The organism is Aeromonas aquatica (assembly GCF_000764655.1).
Lineage (GTDB): Bacteria > Pseudomonadota > Gammaproteobacteria > Enterobacterales > Aeromonadaceae > Aeromonas > Aeromonas aquatica.
Genome location: NZ_JRGL01000104.1, coordinates 34287 through 55146 on the forward strand (window position 1 = coordinate 34287; position 20860 = coordinate 55146).

General features: G+C 61.1%; 18 protein-coding genes and 1 tRNA gene. 13 read left to right on the plus strand and 6 right to left on the minus strand.

The features are described 5' to 3' along the window. Positions 1-40: 40 nt before the first annotated feature. From LG30_RS0113080 to LG30_RS0113090, 3 genes are all read left to right on the plus strand, one after another. Positions 41-1075, plus strand: coding sequence for a sensor histidine kinase (locus LG30_RS0113080; protein ID WP_033131148.1), 1035 nt, complete (start codon positions 41-43; stop codon positions 1073-1075). A gap of 88 nt (positions 1076-1163) precedes the next feature. Beyond that, the gene (locus LG30_RS0113085; RefSeq protein WP_033131149.1) at positions 1164-2501 is read left to right on the plus strand and encodes a sigma-54-dependent transcriptional regulator; all 1338 of its coding nucleotides are present in this window, start codon (positions 1164-1166) and stop codon (positions 2499-2501) included. Between the two features lie 109 nt (positions 2502-2610). After that, the gene (locus LG30_RS0113090; protein ID WP_033131150.1) at positions 2611-3372 is read left to right on the plus strand and encodes a Nif3-like dinuclear metal center hexameric protein; all 762 of its coding nucleotides are present in this window, start codon (positions 2611-2613) and stop codon (positions 3370-3372) included. Positions 3373-3519: 147 nt separating this feature from the next. Here LG30_RS0113090 and purN read toward each other — a convergent pair whose 3' ends face one another. After that, positions 3520-4158: a phosphoribosylglycinamide formyltransferase gene (gene purN, locus LG30_RS0113095; RefSeq protein ID WP_033131223.1), complete on the minus strand. Its 639-nt coding sequence runs from the start codon at positions 4156-4158 to the stop codon at positions 3520-3522. Between the two features lie 5 nt (positions 4159-4163). Beyond that, positions 4164-5201, minus strand: a complete 1038-nt coding sequence (purM, locus tag LG30_RS0113100; protein ID WP_033131151.1) for a phosphoribosylformylglycinamidine cyclo-ligase — start codon at positions 5199-5201, stop codon at positions 4164-4166. 175 nt (positions 5202-5376) lie between these two features. On the opposite strand from purM, the gene upp reads away from it, so the two are divergent. From upp to hda, 3 genes are all read left to right on the plus strand, one after another. Continuing rightward, a complete protein-coding gene (gene upp, locus LG30_RS0113105; RefSeq protein WP_033131152.1) occupies positions 5377-6003 on the plus strand; it encodes a uracil phosphoribosyltransferase in 627 nt (208 codons plus the stop codon). 135 nt (positions 6004-6138) lie between these two features. Then, entirely contained in the window at positions 6139-7179 is a 1041-nt protein-coding gene (locus LG30_RS0113110; protein WP_033131153.1) for a DUF2066 domain-containing protein, read from the plus strand. 180 nt (positions 7180-7359) lie between these two features. Next, the gene (gene hda, locus LG30_RS0113115) at positions 7360-8061 is read left to right on the plus strand and encodes a DnaA inactivator Hda (RefSeq protein ID WP_033131154.1); all 702 of its coding nucleotides are present in this window, start codon (positions 7360-7362) and stop codon (positions 8059-8061) included. A 101-nt stretch (positions 8062-8162) separates the two neighbouring features. Here hda and aceA read toward each other — a convergent pair whose 3' ends face one another. The 4 genes from aceA to LG30_RS0113130 form a co-directional block, all read right to left on the minus strand. Then, positions 8163-9476, minus strand: a complete 1314-nt coding sequence (aceA, locus tag LG30_RS0113120) for an isocitrate lyase (protein WP_033131155.1) — start codon at positions 9474-9476, stop codon at positions 8163-8165. A gap of 73 nt (positions 9477-9549) precedes the next feature. Then, positions 9550-11157, minus strand: a complete 1608-nt coding sequence (gene aceB, locus LG30_RS0113125; protein ID WP_033131156.1) for a malate synthase A — start codon at positions 11155-11157, stop codon at positions 9550-9552. A gap of 707 nt (positions 11158-11864) precedes the next feature. Continuing rightward, entirely contained in the window at positions 11865-12005 is a 141-nt protein-coding gene (locus LG30_RS22540; protein ID WP_193354273.1) for a hypothetical protein, read from the minus strand. A 274-nt stretch (positions 12006-12279) separates the two neighbouring features. After that, positions 12280-12356, minus strand: a tRNA-Pro gene (locus LG30_RS0113130). Between the two features lie 271 nt (positions 12357-12627). On the opposite strand from LG30_RS0113130, the gene LG30_RS22625 reads away from it, so the two are divergent. The 7 genes from LG30_RS22625 (at position 12628) to paeA (ending at position 20731) form a co-directional block, all read left to right on the plus strand. Further along, a complete protein-coding gene (locus LG30_RS22625) occupies positions 12628-12798 on the plus strand; it encodes a hypothetical protein (protein ID WP_420796351.1) in 171 nt (56 codons plus the stop codon). After that, entirely contained in the window at positions 12795-13334 is a 540-nt protein-coding gene (gene tadA, locus LG30_RS0113140) for a tRNA adenosine(34) deaminase TadA (protein WP_033131158.1), read from the plus strand. Before LG30_RS22625 ends, tadA begins: the two co-directional genes overlap by 4 nt. 201 nt (positions 13335-13535) lie before the next feature. Continuing rightward, a complete protein-coding gene (locus tag LG30_RS0113145; protein ID WP_033131159.1) occupies positions 13536-15773 on the plus strand; it encodes an ABC transporter permease subunit in 2238 nt (745 codons plus the stop codon). A 51-nt stretch (positions 15774-15824) separates the two neighbouring features. Next, positions 15825-17474 (plus strand): phosphate ABC transporter permease PstA, encoded by a 1650-nt coding sequence (pstA, locus tag LG30_RS0113150; protein WP_033131160.1) that lies wholly within the window; start codon positions 15825-15827, stop codon positions 17472-17474. Positions 17475-17577: 103 nt separating this feature from the next. Then, positions 17578-18396, plus strand: coding sequence for a phosphate ABC transporter ATP-binding protein PstB (gene pstB / locus LG30_RS0113155; RefSeq protein ID WP_033131161.1), 819 nt, complete (start codon positions 17578-17580; stop codon positions 18394-18396). Between the two features lie 100 nt (positions 18397-18496). Continuing rightward, a complete protein-coding gene (gene phoU / locus LG30_RS0113160) occupies positions 18497-19207 on the plus strand; it encodes a phosphate signaling complex protein PhoU (protein ID WP_025327511.1) in 711 nt (236 codons plus the stop codon). Between the two features lie 192 nt (positions 19208-19399). Then, positions 19400-20731, plus strand: coding sequence for a polyamine export protein PaeA (gene paeA, locus LG30_RS0113165; protein ID WP_033131162.1), 1332 nt, complete (start codon positions 19400-19402; stop codon positions 20729-20731). Positions 20732-20860 lie beyond the last annotated feature (129 nt).

Here is a 20860-nt window from a genome sequence, read left to right on the forward strand (position 1 = left end):
TTGAATAACCTGATCCCAAACCCAGTTTGAGGTCAGGTTTATGACAATCGCCCAGCAGGACAACCCGCTCCAGTCTCACGAGGTGAGCCAGCTCTACGCCATCTTCCAGGCACTGCCGACCGGCGTGCTGCTGCTTGATGGGGAAGGCCGGATCACCCGCGCCAACCCGGCCGCCCTCGCCTTGCTGGGAGAGCCGTTGCAGGGTCAACTCTGGCGCCAGATCATCGACCGCTGTTTCGAGCCCCGCGAGGACGACGGTCACGAGATCTCCCTGCGGGGCGGACGTCGGGTTCAGCTCTCGACCCAACCGCTGCAGGATCAACCCGGCCAGCTGGTGTTCATCACCGATCTCACCGAGACCCGCCAGCTGCAGGACAGGGTCAACCACATGAAACGGCTGTCGGCCCTTGGCAACATGGCCGCCTCGCTTGCACACCAGATCCGCACCCCGCTCTCCGCCGCCATGCTCTATGCGGCGAACCTCGCGAACCGCACCCTCAAGCCCGAATCCCGCAGCCAGTTCCAGCAAAAGCTGATGGCGAGGCTGCAGGATTTGGAAAAACAGATCAACGACATCCTGCTGTTCGCCCGCAACGGCGACAACCAGGTGGTCGCGCCCGTGTCCGTACAGGGGTTGCTGGCGGAGGTGCAGGCCGGTGCCGAGGCGTTCTGCCAGCAACAGGGCTGCACCCTGCAGATGGAGGCGCCGGAGCCGGATCTCTGGCTGCTGGCCAACAGCAATGCCCTGGCGGGCGCCATCAACAACCTGATCGCCAACGCCCAGCAGGCAGGGGCCAACTCGCTGCTCATCAGCGCGGTGCGCAGCAGTGGCCGGGTGGAGCTGCGCATTCTCGACAACGGCAAGGGGATGCCCGCCCAGTTGCTCAACCAGATCTTCGAACCCTTCTTCACCACCCGCTCCCAGGGTACAGGCCTTGGGCTTGCCGTGGTGCAATCCGTGGTGCGTGCCCATCAGGGAGAGGTCAGCGTGGCCTCGGTCCCCGGTGAGGGCACCTGCTTTACCCTGTCGTTCCCCCTGCATCAGCAGGCGGTGCGGCTTGGAGGTGTGGCATGAGCCGCGTCGGATCCCGCGTGCTGGCCGAGGCCAGCCGCTCTGCGGGTATACATCACGATAAGGCCAGGTTGGCCGTGGGAGCAGTAGCATGACCCAGGCCCGCATTCTGGTAGTGGAAGATGACAACGGCCTGCGCGAGGCGCTGGTGGATACCCTGCTGCTCGGCGGCTACGAATGCCGCGAAGCCGACAGCGGTGAACGGGCCCTGCTCTCCCTGTCGCGCCAGCGCTTCGACATGGTCATCTCGGATATCCAGATGGGGGGCATGGACGGCCTGACCCTGCTGGCCAACATCCGCCAGCAATATCCCCAGGTGCCTGTGCTGCTGATGACGGCCCATGCCAACATCGATGGCGCCGTGCGTGCCATGCGCGAGGGGGCCATCGATTACCTCGCCAAGCCCTTCTCCCCCGAGGTGCTGCTCAACCAGGTCAGCCGTTACGTGCCGGCCCAGAAGGTCGAGAAGCGAGCCGTGGTGTACGGGGATCCCAAGACCGCCGAGCTGTTCCAGCTGGCGATCCGGGTGGCCAGAAGCGAGGCCACCGTCATGGTGACGGGCCCGAGCGGCACCGGTAAAGAGGTGCTGGCCCGCTACATCCACGACAACTCCAGCCGCGCAGAGCAGAGCTTCGTCGCCATCAACTGCGCCGCCATTCCGGAAAACATGCTGGAGGCGACCCTGTTTGGCTACGAGAAGGGGGCCTTCACCGGCGCCGTGCAGGGTTGTCCCGGCAAGTTTGAGCAGGCCCAGGGCGGTACCCTGCTGCTGGATGAAATTACCGAGATGGACTTGGGGCTACAGGCCAAGCTGCTGCGGGTGTTGCAGGAGAAAGAGGTGGAGCGGCTCGGCAGCCGCAAGCTGATCCCCCTCGATGTGCGGGTGATCGCCACCAGCAACCGCGACCTCAAGAAGGCGGTGCAGGACGGCCTGTTCCGCGAGGATCTCTATTACCGTCTCAATGTCTTCCCCCTGCGCTGGAGCTCGCTCTGGGAGCGGCCGGGGGACATTCTGCCCCTGGCGGAGCACCTGCTGGCGCTGCATGCCAACCAGATGGGCCTGCCCACGCCGCAGCTGCTGGAGGATGCCCGCGCGCGCCTGCTGGCCCACCCCTGGCCCGGCAACGTGCGCGAGCTCGACAACGTGGTGCAGCGCGCCCTGATCCTGAGTCCGGACGGGGTGATTGGCTCCGCTCAGCTGATCCTGGAAGAGACGGACGAGGCGCTGGTGCGTCCGCTCGAGCGGCTGGCGGGGGGCGATGGCTTGGGGAGCGAGCTGAAGTTGCAGGAGCACCAGATCATCCTCGACACCCTGCAGGAGTGCAACGGTAGCCGCAAGGCCGTCGCCGACCGACTCGGCATCAGCCCGCGCACCCTGCGTTACAAGCTGGCCCAGATGCGGGATGCGGGCATAGAGTTGTCTGCCTGAGTGCCATGGCCTTGATGGCCCGGCTCGATTATCATGGGTACCTGACGATTTAACCCAGGACCTTGCTGTTGCCTGCAGGAGCAGGGTCTGACTGTGTTAGGAGACCCTTATGATCTCTCATCGAAAACTGGAAACCCTGCTCAACCACCTGCTCGAACCTCATGCCATCAAGGACTACTGTCCCAATGGCCTGCAGGTGGAGGGGCGCGAGCGCATTCGCCACGTGGTCACCGGCGTCACCGCCAGTCAGGCGCTGATCGACGCGGCCGTGGCGGTCAACGCCGATGCCATCCTGGTCCATCACGGCTACTTCTGGAGCGGTGAACCCGCCCAGATCACCGGCATGAAGCAGCGTCGCCTCAAGACCCTGCTGACCCACGACATCAACCTGTTCGCCTATCACCTGCCGCTGGACGTACACCCCGAGGTGGGCAACAACGCCCAGCTCGCCAAGCTGCTCGGCATCAAGGTGCGCCGCGGCCTGGAGCCCTGGAACAGCAAGAGCGTGGCCATGGTGGGCAAGCTGGAGGAGCCCATGAGCGGGCCGGATTTCGCGGCGCTCATCGCCGAGCGGCTCGGCCGCACTCCACTGTACAGTGGTGAGACGGGGCCCGAGCTTATCCGCTCCGTGGCCTGGTGCACCGGCGGTGGTCAGAGCTACATCAACCTGGCGGCGGAGCAGGGCATAGACGCCTTCATCTCCGGCGAAGCCTCGGAGCAGACCATCCACACCGCCCGCGAGATGGGGATGCACTTCTACGCCGCCGGCCATCACGCCACCGAGCGTTACGGTATCAAGGCGCTGGGGGAGTGGCTTGCTACCGTGCACGGGCTGGAGGTGACCTTTATCGACATCGATAATCCGGTCTAGAAAAGGCAGCGGTTTGTATTAGTTAATGACCGTTTTATGAATATTTTTAGCTGTAAAATTCAATCTTATCATTCATAAATGCTGACTGTTGAGTGAGTTAAGAAACAAAAAGGAGGCCATTGGCCTCCTTTTTCACATGTCGTCCGGTCACTCGCTGGCATAACCCGCCGGGCCGAGTACTGCACCATCCAGCAGGGCCGCATCCGCTTGCATCCGCAGCCTCCCCTGGCAGAACCACTGCACCACCAGGGGGTAGATGCTGTGCTCCTGGGCTTGCACCCTGGCCGCCACGTCATCGGCATCATCGCCCTCGAAGATGGGCACGCGAGCCTGCAGGATCACAGGGCCGCCGTCGAGCTCCTCGGTGACGAAGTGGACGCTGGCGCCGTGCTCGCTATCACCGGCGTCGATGGCGCGCTGGTGGGTGTGCAAGCCCTGGTATTTCGGCAGCAACGAGGGGTGGATGTTGATCATCCTCCCCGCGAAATGACGCACCAGGGGGGCGCTCAGGATCCGCATAAAGCCGGCCAATACCACCAGATCCGGCTTGTAGTCCGCCATCAGCGCCTGCAGGGCGAGATCGTAGTCATCCCGGCTGGCAAATTGCTGCTGGGCCAGGATGGAGGTTGCCACTCCGGCTTCCTTGGCGCGCACCAGCCCATAGGCATCGGCCTTGTTGCTGATGACGCCGACCACCTCGCCCGCTATCTTGCCGCTGGCGCAGTCGTCGAGGATGACCTGCAAGTTGCTGCCGCTGCCGGAGATAAGGACCAGAATGCGTGTCATCGGGCTCATCGGATGATGACCTGCTCCTCGCCATCGGCCGCCTTGGCGATATGGCCGATATGCCAGGCGTTCTCCCCTTCGGCCTTGAGCAGGGTCAGCGCCTTCTCAAGCTGGGAGGCGGGCAGCGCGATGATCATGCCGACGCCGCAGTTGAAGGTGCGGTACATCTCGTGGCGGGTGACGTTGCCGGCCTGTTGTAGCCAGCTGAACACCGCCGGCCACTGCCAGCTCTGCTCGTCGATCACCGCCTGGGTGTTGGCGGGCAGCACGCGGGGGATGTTCTCCCAGAAGCCGCCACCGGTGATGTGGGACAGGGCGTGGATCTCGCACTCCTTGATGAGCTTGAGCACGGGTTTCACGTAGATGCGGGTCGGCTCCAGCAGGGCATTGGCCAGGGTGGTATCGCCCAGCGGCTGATGTACGTCGGCCTTGGAGACTTCCAAAATCTTGCGCACCAGGGAGAAGCCGTTGGAGTGGGGGCCACTTGCGGCCAGGGCGATCAGGGCGTCCCCGTCGCCGACCTTGCTGCCGTCGATGATCTCGCTCTTTTCCACCACACCGACGCAGAAACCGGCGATGTCGTAGTCTTCCCCTTCATACATGCCCGGCATCTCGGCGGTTTCGCCGCCCACCAGGGCGCAGCCGGATTGCTCACAGCCCACACCAATCCCGGTCACCACGGCGGCGGCGGTGTCAACGTCCAGCTTGCCGGTGGCGTAGTAGTCGAGGAAGAACAGGGGCTCTGCCCCTTGGACGATCAGATCGTTGACGCACATGGCCACCAGATCGATGCCCACGGTGTCGTGCTTCTTGAGGTCGATGGCCAGACGCAGCTTGGTGCCCACCCCGTCGGTACCGGAGACCAGCACCGGTTCCTTGTAGCCAGCAGGGATTTGACACAGGGCCCCAAAGCCGCCAAGACCACCAAGGACTTCGGGACGACGAGTACGTTTTGACACGCCTTTGATACGTTCAACCAGTGCATTGCCGGCATCGATATCTACGCCAGCATCCTTGTAGCTCAGTGAGGTTTTGTCAGTCACGCGTATTCCCCGTCATATAAAGAAGTGGAGGGTAAAATTCGGGGCGTATTCTACCAGTGGGCGGGTAAAAGCAGAAAGGAAATCGTTTGCGCGTTTTTGCGTGGAAAAGCTCTACAAGCCGCGGCTTTTATTGTATGATTCCGCGATTTTTTGGCGCCGGTTTGAGGAGATAATAATGAAAGTCGTTGAAGTCAAACACCCCCTGGTCAAACACAAGATCGGGCTGATGCGCGAAGGCGACATCAGCACCAAGCGTTTCCGTGAACTGGCCAAGGAAGTGGGCAGTCTGTTGACCTACGAAGCGACCTCTGACTTCGAAACCGAGAAAGTTACCATCGATGGTTGGAACGGGCCAGTAGAAGTTGACCAGATCAAGGGCAAGAAGGTCACAGTCGTGCCCATCCTGCGCGCCGGTCTTGGCATGATGGATGGCGTGCTGGAGCACATGCCGAGCGCCCGCGTCAGCGTGGTCGGCATCTACCGCGATGAAGAGACCCTGCAACCCGTCCCTTACTTCGAGAAGATCGTCAGCAACATCGAAGAGCGCCTGGCGCTGGTCATCGATCCCATGCTGGCCACCGGTGGCTCCATGATCGCCACCATCGATCTGCTCAAGAAGAAGGGCTGCCAGTCCATCAAGGTGTTGGTGCTGGTCGCAGCGCCCGAAGGCATCAAGGCACTGGAAGCCGCTCACCCGGATGTGGAGCTCTACTGTGCCTCCATCGATCTGGGCCTGAACGAGAAAGGCTACATTGTCCCGGGCCTGGGCGATGCCGGTGACAAGATCTTCGGCACCAAATAAGTCTTGGTTCTGTCTCCGTGAAGCCGGCCCCGTGCCGGCTTCACGCTTTTTGGTGCTGCACCTGCCGGTTGCCTTGCTGGGAGGCGCGCCTTGCCGCTACCATAAGCACCATCTCCCATTTCGAGAATCTTCTTTATGCTTAAACGCTTAGCGACACTCCTCTGCTGCTGCCTGCCGTTTGTGGTGTCGGCCGCCCAGGTGGCGGATCTCTATCAGGGCAAGGCGCCCACCAGCGGCGACATGACCGCCGCCCAATCCCAGGCGCTGGGAGAGGTGCTCATCAAGGTGACCGGCAAGCGGGACATTCTCACCCAGCCGGAGGTGGTCAAGGCGCTGGCCGCCCCGGGGGACTATGTGCAGCACTACGGCTATCAGGATCTGGGGCCGGTCAAGTTCCTCAAGGCCGACTTTGACGTCACCAAGGTTAACGCCCTGATCGCCCAGAGCAAGTTTGCCCTGCTCGGACCCGCGCGTCCGCAGTTGGCCATCTGGCTGGTGCTCGATCAAGGGGAGCGTCGCATCCTGCCGGATCAGTCCAGCGATGGCTGGGCCGCCGCCCTGCGAGGCCAGACGCAAGCCATGGGCCTGCCGGTCAGCATTCCGCTGATGGATCTCGATGACAACATGGCGGTCAATGCCACCGATGTGTGGGGGCGTTTCGCCGATCCCATCCTCAAGGCGAGCCAGCGTTACGGCGCCGAGATGGTGGTGCTGGGCAAGCTGGCCCCTGATGAGAAAGAAGAGGGCAAGTGGAGCATCGACTGGGGCCTGTACGGGCCCAAGCCGGGGACTCAGGCCGGTGGTGAGCTGGTCGAGCTGACCAAGGGCGCAGGATCCGGTTCTCAGGCCGAGGTGGCCCAAGGCTTCGCCGATGCCCTGGCCGGCTGGCTGGTGCAAAACTACGGCACTCGCCTCTCAGGTACCATCTCCAGCCAGACTCTGGTGGTGGAAGGACTCGCCGGCATCGACGGCATGATCCAGCTGCAGAAGATGCTGCAAGGCATGGCCAGCGTCAGCAAGGTGGCGATCGGCAAGCTGGAAGGGGACAAGGTCACCTTCAACCTCTCCCTGCAGGGGGACAAGGCCGAGCTGGTGCGGGGGCTGCAATTGGAGAGCCGGCTGCGCCAGATCGAAGACAATGAGAGCGGCTTGCGCTATCAATGGTCGCAGCCTTGATCCTGAGGAAGGGTCCGGATCACCGGTATTGGCAGGGGGCTGAGTCCAGCCTGCGCTACCCATGGTCGCAGGCTTGATCCTGTCAGCTTTGTTATCACCGCCCGGCCGAGTCCGGGCGGTTCTCTATCTGCCGCTTGGATGATACACTTGCCCGCAAATATCACAGTCAAAGCCCAACGAGTGAAGCAACCGGCCCAACTGTCTTTAGCCGTACAATTACCGGATGATGAAACCTTCGTCAGTTTTTATCCCGGCAACAATGCCCATCTGATCACCGCCCTCAAGAATGCGGCCATCGGTCAGGGCGCGCCTTTCCTCTATTTCTGGGGAGCCAAGGGCTCCGGGCGTTCCCACCTGCTGCACGCCACCTGCGCCGAGGTCAACGCCCGCGACGCCGCCGCGGCCTATCTCTCCCTCGATCAGTTCGAACAGCTGGATCCCAGCATGCTCGATGCCCTCGAGAGCCTGCCGCTGGTCTGCCTCGACAGCCTGGAGGCCATCGCCGGCAATGCGCTCTGGGAGCGGGCCCTGTTCGACTTCTACAACCGCTGGAAAGAGAAGGGGGAGGGGACCCTGGTGGTCACCGGCTGCAGCGCGCCGCGCAAGCTGGGTCTGCAACTGCCGGATCTCGCCTCCCGCCTCGACTGGGGGGTGAGTTTTCATCTCGACGAGCTGGACGACGAGGGCAAGCTCAGCGCCTTGCAGCTGCGCGCCGAGCTGCGGGGTTTCAAGCTGCCCATAGATGTGGGCCGCTTCCTGCTCAACCGGCTGTCGCGTGACATGCGCACCTTGCTCGCCACCCTCAATCAGCTCGATAACGCCTCCTTTCGTGCCAAACGCAAACTCACCATCCCCTTTGTCAAAGAGATCCTCGAGCTCTGACCCGGCGGTATTGCCCCGTTTCATGTCTCACGCGCAAAAAAGAAACCCCGGCACCAGGCCGGGGTTTTTGTTTTAGCGATATGGCTCGCATCATGCAGTCATCAGTGGAACTGATCTTCTTCGGTGGAGCCGGTTAGTGCCGTGACGGACGACTGCCCACCCTGGATGACGGTAGTGACCTTGTCGAAGTAACCCGTGCCCACTTCCTGCTGGTGCGCCACGAAGGTGTAACCACGGCTGGCGGCGGCAAATTCCGGCTCCTGCACCATCTCGACGTAGTGCTTCATCCCCTCACCACGGGCGTACTGGTAGGCCAGCTCGTACATGTGGAACCACATGTTGTGGATGCCCGCGAGGGTGATGAACTGGTACTTGTAACCCATGTCGGACAGCTCCTGCTGGAAGCGGGCGATGGTGGCATCGTCCAGGTTCTTCTTCCAGTTGAAGCTGGGGGAGCAGTTGTAGGCCAGTATGGTGTCCGGGTACTGGGCCTTGATGGCTTCGGCAAACTGGCGCGCCTCGTCCAGATCCGGCTTGGCGGTTTCACACCACACCATGTCGGCGTAAGGGGCATAGGCGAGGCCGCGGGAGATGGCCTGCTCGATCCCCGCCTGCACCTTGTAGAAGCCCTCGGCGGTACGCTCACCGGTCAGGAAGCCGGCATCGTAAGGGTCGGCGTCCGTGGTCAGCAGGTCGGCGGCATTGGCGTCGGTACGGGCGATCACCAGCGTGGTGGTGCCACAGACATCCGCTGCCAAACGTGCTGCGACCAGCTTCTGCACCGCTTCCTGGGTGGGGACCAGCACCTTGCCACCCATGTGGCCGCACTTCTTGACCGAGGCCAGCTGATCTTCGAAGTGCACGCCGGCGGCACCCGCCTCAATCATGTTCTTCATCAGCTCGAAGGCGTTCAGCACGCCGCCGAAACCGGCCTCGGCATCTGCGACTATCGGCAGGAAGTAGTCGATGAAACCGGCATCCTGCGGACCCAGCTTGTTGGCCCACTGGATCTGGTCGGCGCGGGCGAAGGAGTTGTTGATGCGTTCCACCACGGACGGTACCGAGTTGGCCGGGTAGAGGGACTGATCCGGGTACATGGTGGAGGAGAGGTTGTTATCCGCCGCCACCTGCCAGCCGGAGAGGTAGATTGCTTCTATGCCCGCCTTGGCCTGCTGCACCGCCTGACCACCGGTCAGGGCGCCGAGGCAGTTGACGTAGCCCTTCCTGGCGCCGCCGTGGATCAGTTCCCACAGCTTGTCGGCGCCGCGCTGGGCCAGGGTGTGTGCCGGCTGCAAGCTGCCGCGCAGGTTCACCACGTCTTCGGCGCTGTAGCCGCGCTTGATCCCTTTCCAGCGGGGGTTCTCCGCCCAGTCTTTCTCGATAGCCTGGATCTGTTGCTCACGGGTCAGTGCCATATCAGTTCCCTCTTTCATTGATTTCACGTGTCCATTGACTTGTTATTGGCGAGCCCCGCCCGGGGCTCATACATCAGAGCCGCTCGTAACCGGGCAGCGTCAGAAAATCGATCAGGGTGTCGGCGCAGGTGATCTGCTCCATCAGCTCGCTCGCCTCGGCGAAGCGACCAGCCTGCCAGCGGGCATCGCCCAGCTCGCGTCTGACCACCTCCTGCTCCTCGGCCAGCATCTGGCGGAACAGTGCCTTGGTCACCACCTTGCCGTTGGAGAGACTCTTGCCGTGGCGGATCCACTGCCAGATGGAGGTGCGGGAGATCTCGGCGGTGGCCGCGTCTTCCATCAGGCCGTAGATGGGCACGCAGCCGTTGCCGCCGATCCAGGCTTCCAGATATTGCAGGGCGACCCGGATATTGGTGCGCATGCCGGCCTCGGTGCGCTCACCTTCGCAGGGGGCCAGCAGCTCGGCGGCGGTGATGGGGGTATCCTGCTCACGCAACACCCCGATCTGGTTCTTGGCGTCGGCCGGGATGGCGGCGTTGAACACCGCCATGGCGGTATCGGCGAGGCCGGGGTGAGCCACCCAGGTGCCGTCGTGGCCGTTGTTTGCCTCCCGCTCCTTGTCCGCTTTCACCTTGGCGAAGACCTCGGCGTTCACCGCCGGATCCTTGGCCGGGATGAAGGCGGCCATGCCGCCCATGGCCAGGGCGCCGCGGCGGTGGCAGGTCTTGATCAGCAGGCGCGAGTAGGCGCTCAGGAAAGGTTTGTCCATGGTGACTACCTGCCTGTCCGGCAGGACGCGATCCGGGTGGTTCTTCAGGGTCTTGATGTAGCTGAAGATGTAGTCCCAGCGGCCGCAGTTGAGGGCGACGATGTGATCCTTCATCTGATAGAGCAGCTCGTCCATCTCGAACACTGCAGGCAAGGTCTCGATGAGGACCGTGGCCTTGATGGTGCCGCGGGGCAGGCCGAACTTGTCTTCGGTCCAGGCGAACACCTCGCTCCACCAGCGACCCTCCAGGTGGCTCTGCAGCTTGGGCACATAGAAGTAGGGGCCTGAGCCCTTGGCCAGCAGCGCCTTGTGGTTGTGCAGGAAGTAGAGTGCGAAGTCGAACAGGCCGCCTGGGATGGGGTCACCGTCGAAGGTGACGTGCTTCTCCGGCAGGTGCAGGCCGCGCACCCGGCAGATGAGCACGGCGGGATCGTCCTTGAGGGTATAAGCCTTGCCCTCGGGATTCTGGTAGGAAATGGTGCCATTGACGGCATCGCGCAGGTTGATCTGACCCTCGATCACCTTATTCCAGGCCGGTGCCAGAGAGTCCTCGAAGTCCGCCATAAAGACTTTCACGTTGGCGTTGAGGGCGTTGATCACCATCTTGCGCTCGACCGGGCCGGTTATCTCCACCCGTCTGTCCTGCAGGTCGGCTGGGATGCCGCGCACTGCCCACTGGCTCTCGCGAATATGGGCGGTTTCCGGCAGAAAATCGGGGAGTTCCCCCCCATCGATGCGGGCCTGACGGGCGACCCGCTGCTTCAGCAGTTCGTTGCGCTGGGGGGCGAAGCGTTCCACCAATTCGGATACCAGGACCACCGCATCCGGCGTCAGGATGTGCGCGTACTCGGGAAGCATCTCGCCTTGAATGCGCAGACGGCTGCTGCTGATGGTCTGGGCCGGTGCCGACATAGGGTTCACTCCTTTGAAAGTTACATTTTGAACTTATTAACTACGACTAACGTCGATCCCTGTTTTCATTAAACTCCCCGTAACAGCGGGGTAACACGACTCATAAGGTGCAAAAGTTTGTCCGGCCCGTCAACCTGATTTTTAAAACAGCCGTTTTCGAGCGGTATTTAAGTTTATGTTTTTAATGGATTTACCTGATTAGCATAAAAGCTCTACGCAGATGGTTATGCTCTTGGTTATTCCCCTCGCCAGGTGGGCAGAATGAGCGCCGTGTCGAGCAGCAAAAATGTAATAAATTACGTAATAAAATTACCAATGCAAAAACAAATCCCGACCTTACTCCAGGCTTTGCGAAAACATCTGTATGAAATTCATTCTGCGAATGTAGTCGTTATCTAGCGCCCAGCAAGGTTGACTGGCGAACTGTTGTTTAAAACTTGATGGCGAGATCCGTGGATAGGGAGGGGCTGGCGCACCCAGGGTTGAAATGACGCGCAATAACGTAGGTTTGTATCAAGGAGTCGAAGGGGCAGGGGAGCCGAAGGTAGGTATGTGACCAGTGAATTATACCGATAATATCTAATTAACCAGCATTTTGTGGTTATTTTTGTCGGCGGTGATTTGGCGGGATTCAAGAAGCGGTGCCGGACAACAAAACCGGCCCTTCATCCGCGGCGTTGATGGGAGAGGGGGAGGCCTTCTTCGCCTCAGTAGTCCTCGTCCGGGGCGGCGAGATCGATCACATCAAGGCGTACCATGCTGCCGCCTTCGGCATCACCGGACTCGAGCGCGGGATGGGAGGGCGAGAGAAGGGGCTGGTCGGGTTGAGTATCAACTGCTTGCGTCATGGGTGCTTGCCTCATTGGATTGCAAGCCGGTCGGTGACTCCCTCACCCGAATATCCACCTCCCTGTATGCATGGCCGGCGGAAAAGTTGCGTATCCTAGCGGCACTTTATAAAAGCTTCAAGTGGTTCTGTATAAAAAACATGCCAATGCTGTGTTTGCGGTCGATGGCAGCAGGATGCGGGTGTAAAGAAGGGAATAAGAGAAGAAGATAGCGAGGGAGAGATGCAGGCAAAAAAATAGCCCAGTCACAAGACTGGGCTATTTTCGGGGAAAATGGTCGGTGTGAGAGGATTCGAACCTCCGACCCTCTACACCCCATGCAGATGCGCTACCTGGCTGCGCTACACACCGACGAGGTCAGTTCGAGCTGACGGAAGGGAGTCTAATGATATGAACAACTGGGTGCAACTCCTTTTTTATCAGACAGATGCCGACTGCTTCTTTATTGCGCAGACCCCTTGTTGCAGAGGGAAGTGCGACTTGGGCCCGGGCGAGAGATTTGGCATAATCGCCGCCCACTTGCCGAGCGGTATCTGGCGGTGGCGACGCCTGATACCCTGAGTTCGTCACGGGCTGAGTCGGTGTTATCGTCTTTTGAATGCAGATAAACGAGAGGAACGGCGTGGAGCCAATAGAGAAGAAGGTGGCCGAGTCGCAGCAGGTGCAAGACGAGCGCTGGATGCGCCATGCCATGGCGCTGGCCGCCAGGGCCGAGGGGGAAACGGGTGAGATCCCGGTCGGCACGGCGCCGATGTTCAAGGCACACAGGCAATATAAAGAGGTAAGGGCGTGACGCCATCAGAGAATGCTGATTCCGTTGAGCAAGCGCAGCAAGACGAGCGCTGGATGCGCCACGCCATGGCGCTGGCCAGCAAGGCCGAAGGGATCGGCGAGATCCCGGTGGGGGCCGTGCTGGTGCTGGGGGACGAGGTGATAGGCGAGGGCTGGAATCGCTCCATCAGCGAGCATGACGCCTGCGCCCATGCGGAGATCATGGCGATCCGCGCCGCCGGCACCCGGCTGCAAAACTACCGGCTGCTCGATACCGTGCTCTATGTGACCCTCGAGCCCTGCTGCATGTGCGCCGGCGCCCTCATCCACAGCCGCGTCAAGCGGGTGGTGTTCGGCGCCCGGGATCTCAAGACGGGGGCGGCGGGCTCGGTGTTCGAGATCCTGCAGGATCCCCGCCACAACCACAGGGTCGAGCTCTGTGGGGATGTGCTGGCGGATGCCTGCTCGGCCCAGCTGTCTGCCTTTTTCAAACGGCGCCGGGCCGAGAAGAAGGCGCAGAAACTGGCATCACAACCCGCGAGCGACACGCCCGCCTGACTCCCGCAGGGGGGCGTCCGCCATCCTGTCCTACTCCCTTTTAAATACCTTATATAAACAAGCGGTTGGCGCTCTCTCACCGAGATGGGTCCAGCCTTGTTTGTCCTTGAAAGAACCTGCGTTTCATCGCGTCCGATGTAACAAAACTGTCATGCAACCGCCATATAATGCCGCCAAGCCTAGCTCACATTGAGGTTTTGCATGTCATCGGAATCGATCAACCTGGTCATGGCGGGCAGTAGAAAACGCCGGATCAAGGACAAACTGGCCAAGTACGGAGTCACCACTGGGGGTGGTCTGGTACTGGTGGCCTTGCTGCTTATATTCTTCTACCTGCTCTATGTGGTGAAGCCCATCTTCAATGGCGCCAGCATGGACGCGACCTCTTCCTTCACGCTGCCGGTGCAGGGCAAGACCGCCTGGCTCGGCGTCGAGGAGCAAAACGAGATAGGTTACCGCTTCAGCGACAAGGGAGAGGTCAGCTTCTTCGTGGTGCAAGCCGATGGCAACCTCAAGGTAGGTCAGGTACTGGGTCAGACCCAGATCCCCGGCAACATCAGCGCGGTCGCGACGCCGGCCCCCGGCCAGAAGCTGATCGCCTACGGCTTTGCCGATGGCAAGGCGCTGGTCGTTCAGCCCTATTTCAAGGTCTCCTATCCCAACGACGTGCGCGTCATCGAGCCAAGCCTGCAATATCCCTTCGGTGAAGAGCCCATGGTGCTCGATCCACAGGGCAAGGCGCTGCAACGCATGGTGTTCGAGGCGACCAAGGACAAGATGGCCGCCGCCGCCGTGACCGAAGATGGCCGTGGTGTGATGGCGGTGCTGAGCGGTGAGGAGAACTTCCTCTCCGGGGAAGTAGAGTGGAGCAGCCAGAACTACGCCATACCCTCCCTGCCGCGCCAGGTGGATCAGATGTTGCTGACCCCCAATCTGCGCATCCTGTTCGTGCGCGAGGGCAACCGCCTGTCGGTCTATGACATCCACAACCTGGATGACATCTCCCTGCGCGACGTCATGGAGATCAATGCTCCGAACGCCAACGTGACCCAGGTCGCGCTGCTCTCCGGCGCCTCTTCCCTACTGGTGGGCAATGACAATGGCGTCATCTCCCAGTGGTTCGAGGTGGCCAAAGATGGCAAACGTGCATTCACCCAAATTCGTGACTTCAAGAATGATGGCCCGGTCGACTTGCTGACCCCTGAGCACTTCCGCAAGGGCTTCATCAGCAGCGCCAAGGACGGTACCGTCAACTTCTTCCACGCCACCGGCGAGACCAAGCTGCTGAGCGAGAAGGTCGAAGGCGGTGCCATGGCGGCCCTGGCCATCTCCCCGCGTCACAATCTGCTGCTGGCGCAGCAGGAGAACAACTTCAAGCTGTTCTCCGTCGAGAATGATCACCCCGAGGTGACCTGGTCGGCGCTGTGGCAGCAGGTGTGGTACGAAGGCTATCCCGAGCCGCAATACGTGTGGCAGTCCACCTCCGCAAGCAACGACTTCGAAGCCAAGCTGAGCCTGGTGCCCCTGGTGTTCGGGACCCTCAAGGCCTCCTTCTACGCCATGCTGTTCGCGGTGCCCCTCGGCGTGGCCGGTGCCATCTACACCGCCTACTTCATGTCGGCGGGCCTGCGCAAGTACGTCAAGCCGACGGTGGAAATCATGGCGGCGCTGCCGACCGTGATACTGGGCTTCCTGGCCGGTCTCTGGCTCGCTCCCATCATCGAAGGGGCGCTACCCGGGGTGATCCTGCTGCTGATCCTGCTGCCCATGGGCATGTTGCTGACGGCGCTGGTCTGGAACTACCTGCCGGAGCGTGGCCGCTTGTGGCTGCCAGAGGGCTGGCACGCCATCCTGCTCATTCCGGTGCTGCTGTTCATCGGCTGGGGGGCCTTCGCCCTGAGCCCGCTCATCGAAAACGCCTTCATGCACGGGGATTCCCGCATCTGGCTGACCCACGAGATGGGCATCAAGTTTGACCAGCGCAACTCCCTGGTGGTCGGCATCGCCATGGGCTTCGCGGTCATACCCACCATCTTCTCCATCGCCGAGGATGCGGTGTTCTCTGTGCCCAAGCACCTCACTCAAGGGTCCCTGGCACTCGGTGCCACTCCCTGGCAGACCCTGAGCCGGGTGGTGATCCTGACCGCGAGTCCGGGCATCTTCTCGGCGGTGATGATGGGCCTTGGCCGCGCCGTGGGCGAGACCATGATAGTGCTGATGGCGACCGGTAATACCCCCATCATGGACTTCTCCATGTTCCAGGGGCTGCGCACCCTGGCGGCGAACATCGCGGTGGAGATGCCGGAGTCGGAAGTGGGCAGTTCCCACTACCGGGTACTGTTCCTCGCGGCCTTCGTCCTGTTTGTATTCACCTTTATGTTCAACACCCTGGCCGAGTTCATTCGTCAGCGGTTGCGCGAAAAATACAGCTCTCTGTAATGAGCCGTTCTATTAAAAAGCGGCGTTCTGTATATGGACAAGGAATCAACAATGGGTAAGTGGTTTAAATCAGGGGCCCCCTGGATCTGGATGACAGGCGGCGCCGTCAGCCTGAGTCTGGTGGCCGTACTGGGTCTGTTGCTGCTGATCGGCTGGCGTGGTCTGGTCTACTTCTGGCCGCACCCCATCTATGAGTGGCAGCTGGAAGACGCGGCCGGCAACAAGAGCGTGCTGATCGGCGAGATCAACGATCGCGAAGAGGTGCCGGTTGAGCGGCTGCGTGCCGCCGGCCAGGCGCTGGCCGGGGAAGAGCGCGAGCTGTTGACCCGTTATCTGGTCAAGACCGGCAACCGTGAATTCGTCGACCTCGATTTCCGCTGGGTGCTGGAGACCGACATCAAGTCCCGCACCCTGCCGGCCGAGCTCGCCATGGTGGAACGCACCACCAACGGCAACTTCTACGGCTACATCACCTCGGTGAAGGAAGATGGCAAGGAGCTGACGTCGGATCTGCACCCTGCGCTGCAGCGGGTGCTGGCTCGGGCCAACGCGCTTTCCGAACAGGCCAACGACCTGCAAAAGGGTGACATCGGCAGCATCAACTATCAGCTCGAGAAGCTGCGCCTCAAGGAGCGCAAGGCCGAGCTGGATGGCAAGCTGACCGATCAGCTGAAATCCCAGCTGGCCGCCGAGCGCCAGGCGCTGGGCGAACGTTACCAGGGGCTGGAGAAGGAGCTGTTCTCCCTGCGCAGTCAGGCGGACAGGGACAGCATCGTCGTCAAGGATATGCGCGGCGAGCTGGTCACCATGCCCATGTCCAAGGTATTGGACGTGGTCTGGCCCAACGACATGAGCCTGCCGGCCAAGGTGGGACACTGGTTCCATCAGATCGGCAAGTTCGTCTCCGACGATCCCCGTGAGGCCAACACCGAGGGCGGCGTCTTCCCGGCCATCTTCGGCACCGTGTTCATGGTGCTGCTGATGGCGATCATCGTGACTCCGCTGGGGGTGGTGGCGGCCGTCTACCTGCACGAGTACGCGGGCAAGAACAGCCTGACCAAGATCATCCGCATCGCGGTGATCAACCTGGCGGGCGTGCCCTCCATCGTGTACGGCGTGTTCGGCCTGGGTTTCTTCGTCTACACGCTCGGTGGTTCGTTAGACCAGCTGTTCTACCCGGAAGCGCTGCCGAGCCCGACCTTTGGTTCCCCCGGCGTCATCTGGTCGGCGCTGACCCTGGCCATCCTGACCCTGCCGGTGGTGATCGTCTCCACCGAAGAGGGGCTGGCGCGGATCCCGAGCACCATTCGTCAAGGCTCCCTGGCACTGGGTGCCACCCAGGCCGAGACCCTGTGGCGCATCGTGCTGCCCATGGCGAGCCCGGCCATCATGACCGGCCTTATCCTGGCGATAGCGCGCGCGGCGGGTGAAGTGGCACCGCTGATGCTGGTGGGGGTGGTGAAGCTTGCTCCCACGTTGCCGATGGATGGCAACTTCCCGTACCTGCACGTGGAGCGCAAGTTCATGCATCTGGGCTTCCACATCTACGATGTGGGCTTCCAGAGCCCGAACGTCGAGGCGGCGCGGCCGCTGGTGTATGCCACCTCCTTCCTGCTGGTGACGGTGATCGTCGGCCTGAACCTGACGGCTATCGGTATTCGTAACCACCTGCGCGAGAAATTCCGGTCGCTGGAGCATTAATCCGGCCACCCCAGAGACAAGAGATGCGCGGCCAGCGGCCGCCATCAACAGCATGATGGTCGCCGGAGTGCATCCGGCCACCTTGAACCGATTGAGGTAACAGATGATCAACGTAACACCGACTTCGACCCAGCATACCGCCCTGGACTTGCTCAATCTGAGCCCGGAACAGACCGCGCTCGAGGTCAAGGATCTCAACCTGTATTACGGCAACAAGCAGGCGCTGTTCAACGTCAACATGAAGATCCCGAAAGGGCAGGTGACCGCCTTCATCGGCCCGTCCGGCTGTGGCAAGTCGACCCTGCTGCGCTGCATCAACCGGATGAACGATCTGGTGGAGATCTGCCGCATCGAGGGGGAGATCCAGCTGCACGGCCACAACATCTATGACAAGGGGGTGGATGTCTCCGCCCTGCGCCGTCAGGTGGGCATGGTGTTCCAGCGTCCTAACCCCTTCCCCAAGTCCATCTACGAGAACGTGGTCTATGGCCTGCGCCTGCAGGGCATCAACGACCGCCGTACCCTGGATGAGGCCGCCGAGCGTTCACTGCGCGGCGCCGCGCTGTGGGAAGAGGTGAAGGATCGGCTGCATGACAATGCGTTTGGCCTGTCCGGTGGTCAGCAACAGCGGCTGGTGATCGCCCGGGCCATCGCCATCGAGCCGGAAGTGCTGCTGCTCGATGAACCGACCTCGGCGCTGGATCCCATCTCCACCCTCACCATCGAGGAGCTGATCAACGAGCTCAAGAGCCAGTTCACCGTGGTCATCGTCACCCACAACATGCAACAGGCGGCGCGGGTGTCGGATCAGACCGCCTTCATGTACATGGGCGAGCTCATCGAGTACTCGAACACCAACACCATCTTCACCACTCCGGCCAAGAAGAAGACCGAAGACTACATCACAGGTCGTTACGGCTAAGGGGTGAGGGAAAGAGTGGTATGAACAGCGTGAATTTCAGCGAACACATTAGCGGTCAGTTCAGTGGCTAAGGCATAATCGGAGCATAAGGATTATTTGTATGGACAATATGAACCTCAATAAACACATCTCCGGTCAGTTCAATGCCGAGCTGGAGAACGTACGCAATCAGGTGCTGGTGATGGGTGGCCTGGTGGAGCAGCAGCTGACCGACGCCATCTCGGCCATCCACATCCAGGATCTGGACGCGGCGCGCAAGATAGTGGCCAACGACCATAAGGTCAACGCCATGGAAGTGGCCATCGACGAGGAGTGCACCCGCATCATCGCCAAGCGTCAGCCGACCGCGTCCGACCTGCGACTGGTGATGGCCATCATCAAGACCATCACGGATCTGGAGCGCATCGGCGACGTGGCGGACAAGATCGCCCGCATGCTGACCGACAACGCCAACAAGCCGCAGCCGCCATTGGTGTCGCTCGAGAACATGGGCCGCCGCACCATCAAGATGCTGCACGACGTGCTCGACGCCTTCGCCCGCATGGATCTGGAGGCGGCCATCGCCGTCTACAAGGAAGATGACAAGGTGGATCGGGAGTACGAGTCCATCATCCGCGAGCTGATGACCTACATGATGGAAGATCCCCGCACCATTCCCCAGGTACTGAACGTGCTGTGGGCTGCGCGGGCCATCGAGCGGGTCGGCGATCGTTGCCAGCACATCTGCGAATACATCGTCTACTACGTCAAGGGCAAGGACGTGCGCCACACCAAGGCGGACGAGCTGAGCGACCTGCTCGGCAAGCATTGAACCAGAAATGAATAAAAAGGCGCGTTGAGCGCCTTTTTTGTTGCATTGGGCGACAGGTTAAGATAACGCCACCCAATGGACGCTTTTCTGCTAGAATATGCCCCCTGTGTGAGTCCCGGATGGACTCACGGTCTGGTATCCCGGGCCCAGTTTGCCGTCTTGTGCTAAGGCGGCTGTCGCAATAGGTCAATCATGAGTTTTGCCGATAGTTTATTCTTTTTGATGCTGCTGGTCGCCGGCAGCGTGTTCTTCTCCCTTTCCGAGATCTCTCTCGCCGCCTCCCGCAAGATCAAGTTGCAGGTGATGGCCGACGAGGGAAACCGCCATGCCGAGAAGGTACTGGCGCTGCAGGCCCAACCGGGTAACTTCTTCACCGTGGTGCAGATTGGCCTCAACACCGTCGCCATCCTGGGCGGAGTCTTGGGCGAATCCGCCCTGAACCCCGCCATCAAGACCTTCATCGCCGGCTTCTATCAAGGTCCCTGGCTCTCCCAGCTGAGCTCGGTCGTCTCCTTCGTGGTCGTCACCAGCCTCTTTATCCTGATAGCGGATCTCATGCCCAAGCGTCTGGCCATGAGCATGCCGGAGCGGGTTGCCGTGGTGGTGGTGCGCCCCATGCTGCTGTGCGTGACCCTGCTGATGCCGCTGGTGTGGTTCTTCAACGGCATGGCCAACGCGCTGTTCCGTCTGCTGCGGGTCTCCATGATCCGCAACGACGAGATCACCTCTGACGACATCTATGCGGTGATGGACGCGGGCGCCGAGGCCGGCGTCATCCAGCGCGAGGAGCATCAGCTCATCGAGAACGTGTTCGAGTTGCAGTCCCTCGGCGTCACCTCCGCCATGACGGCCCGCGAGAGCCTCATCTACTTCACCCTGCAAGAAGGTGAAGAGAGTATCAAGGCCAAGATCGCCGAGCACCCCCACAACAAATTCCTGGTGTGCGATCACAACCTCGACAGCATCAAGGGCTTCGTCGATGCGAAAGAACTGTTGATCCGCGTCATCAGCGGCCAGAGCATCGATCTCAACAGCGGCTCCCTGGTGCAGAACGTCATCATCATCCCCGACACCCTGAACCTCTACGAGGCGATGGAGTACTTCAAGAATCATCGCGGCGACTTCGCCGTGGTGATGAACGAATACGCTCTGGTGGTGGGCATCGTCACCATGAATGACCTGATGAGCACCGTCATGGGGGAATGGGCCACCCATGCGATGGAAGAGCAGATAGTGCAGCGGGACGAGAACTCCTGGCTGGTGGACGGGGTCACCCCCATCTCCGACGTGATGCGGGCCTTCGACATCGAGGAGTTCCCGGGGAACCAGAACTACGAGACCATCGCCGGTTTCATCATGTTCATGCTGCGCAAGATCCCCAAGCGCACCGACTCGGTGAAATACGCGGGCTACAAGTTCGAAGTGGTGGACATCGACAGCTACAAGATCGATCAGCTGCTGGTCACCCGGGTAGAACCCATCGCGAGCGACAAGCTGGCGCAGGAGTCACATCCGGCGGTCTGATCATCGGGCTGCCTCGAGATAAAAATGGCCCTGTATGGGCCATTTTTCGATAAGATGTGCAGCCGACAAGTGTGAAGGGGTGGCCAGGTCGGGATTTGCCGCTGACCACCGGAGTGGAACCCATGAATG

Excerpts from the sequence above, each read along its gene's own strand:
- upp (WP_033131152.1), top strand. The coding sequence starts at position 5,377 with ATGAAAGTCGTTGAAGTCAAACACCCCCTGGTCAAACACAAGATCGGG.
- LG30_RS0113110 (WP_033131153.1), top strand. The coding sequence starts at position 6,139 with ATGCTTAAACGCTTAGCGACACTCCTCTGCTGCTGCCTGCCGTTTGTG.
- pstA (WP_033131160.1), top strand. The coding sequence starts at position 15,825 with ATGGGTAAGTGGTTTAAATCAGGGGCCCCCTGGATCTGGATGACAGGC.
- pstB (WP_033131161.1), top strand. The coding sequence starts at position 17,578 with ATGATCAACGTAACACCGACTTCGACCCAGCATACCGCCCTGGACTTG.
- LG30_RS0113080 (WP_033131148.1), top strand. The coding sequence starts at position 41 with ATGACAATCGCCCAGCAGGACAACCCGCTCCAGTCTCACGAGGTGAGC.
- LG30_RS0113090 (WP_033131150.1), top strand. The coding sequence starts at position 2,611 with ATGATCTCTCATCGAAAACTGGAAACCCTGCTCAACCACCTGCTCGAA.
- aceB (WP_033131156.1), bottom strand. The coding sequence starts at position 11,157 with ATGTCGGCACCGGCCCAGACCATCAGCAGCAGCCGTCTGCGCATTCAA.
- LG30_RS22540 (WP_193354273.1), bottom strand. The coding sequence starts at position 12,005 with ATGACGCAAGCAGTTGATACTCAACCCGACCAGCCCCTTCTCTCGCCC.
- purN (WP_033131223.1), bottom strand. The coding sequence starts at position 4,158 with ATGACACGCATTCTGGTCCTTATCTCCGGCAGCGGCAGCAACTTGCAG.
- aceA (WP_033131155.1), bottom strand. The coding sequence starts at position 9,476 with ATGGCACTGACCCGTGAGCAACAGATCCAGGCTATCGAGAAAGACTGG.
- LG30_RS0113145 (WP_033131159.1), top strand. The coding sequence starts at position 13,536 with ATGTCATCGGAATCGATCAACCTGGTCATGGCGGGCAGTAGAAAACGC.
- phoU (WP_025327511.1), top strand. The coding sequence starts at position 18,497 with ATGGACAATATGAACCTCAATAAACACATCTCCGGTCAGTTCAATGCC.
- LG30_RS0113085 (WP_033131149.1), top strand. The coding sequence starts at position 1,164 with ATGACCCAGGCCCGCATTCTGGTAGTGGAAGATGACAACGGCCTGCGC.
- paeA (WP_033131162.1), top strand. The coding sequence starts at position 19,400 with ATGAGTTTTGCCGATAGTTTATTCTTTTTGATGCTGCTGGTCGCCGGC.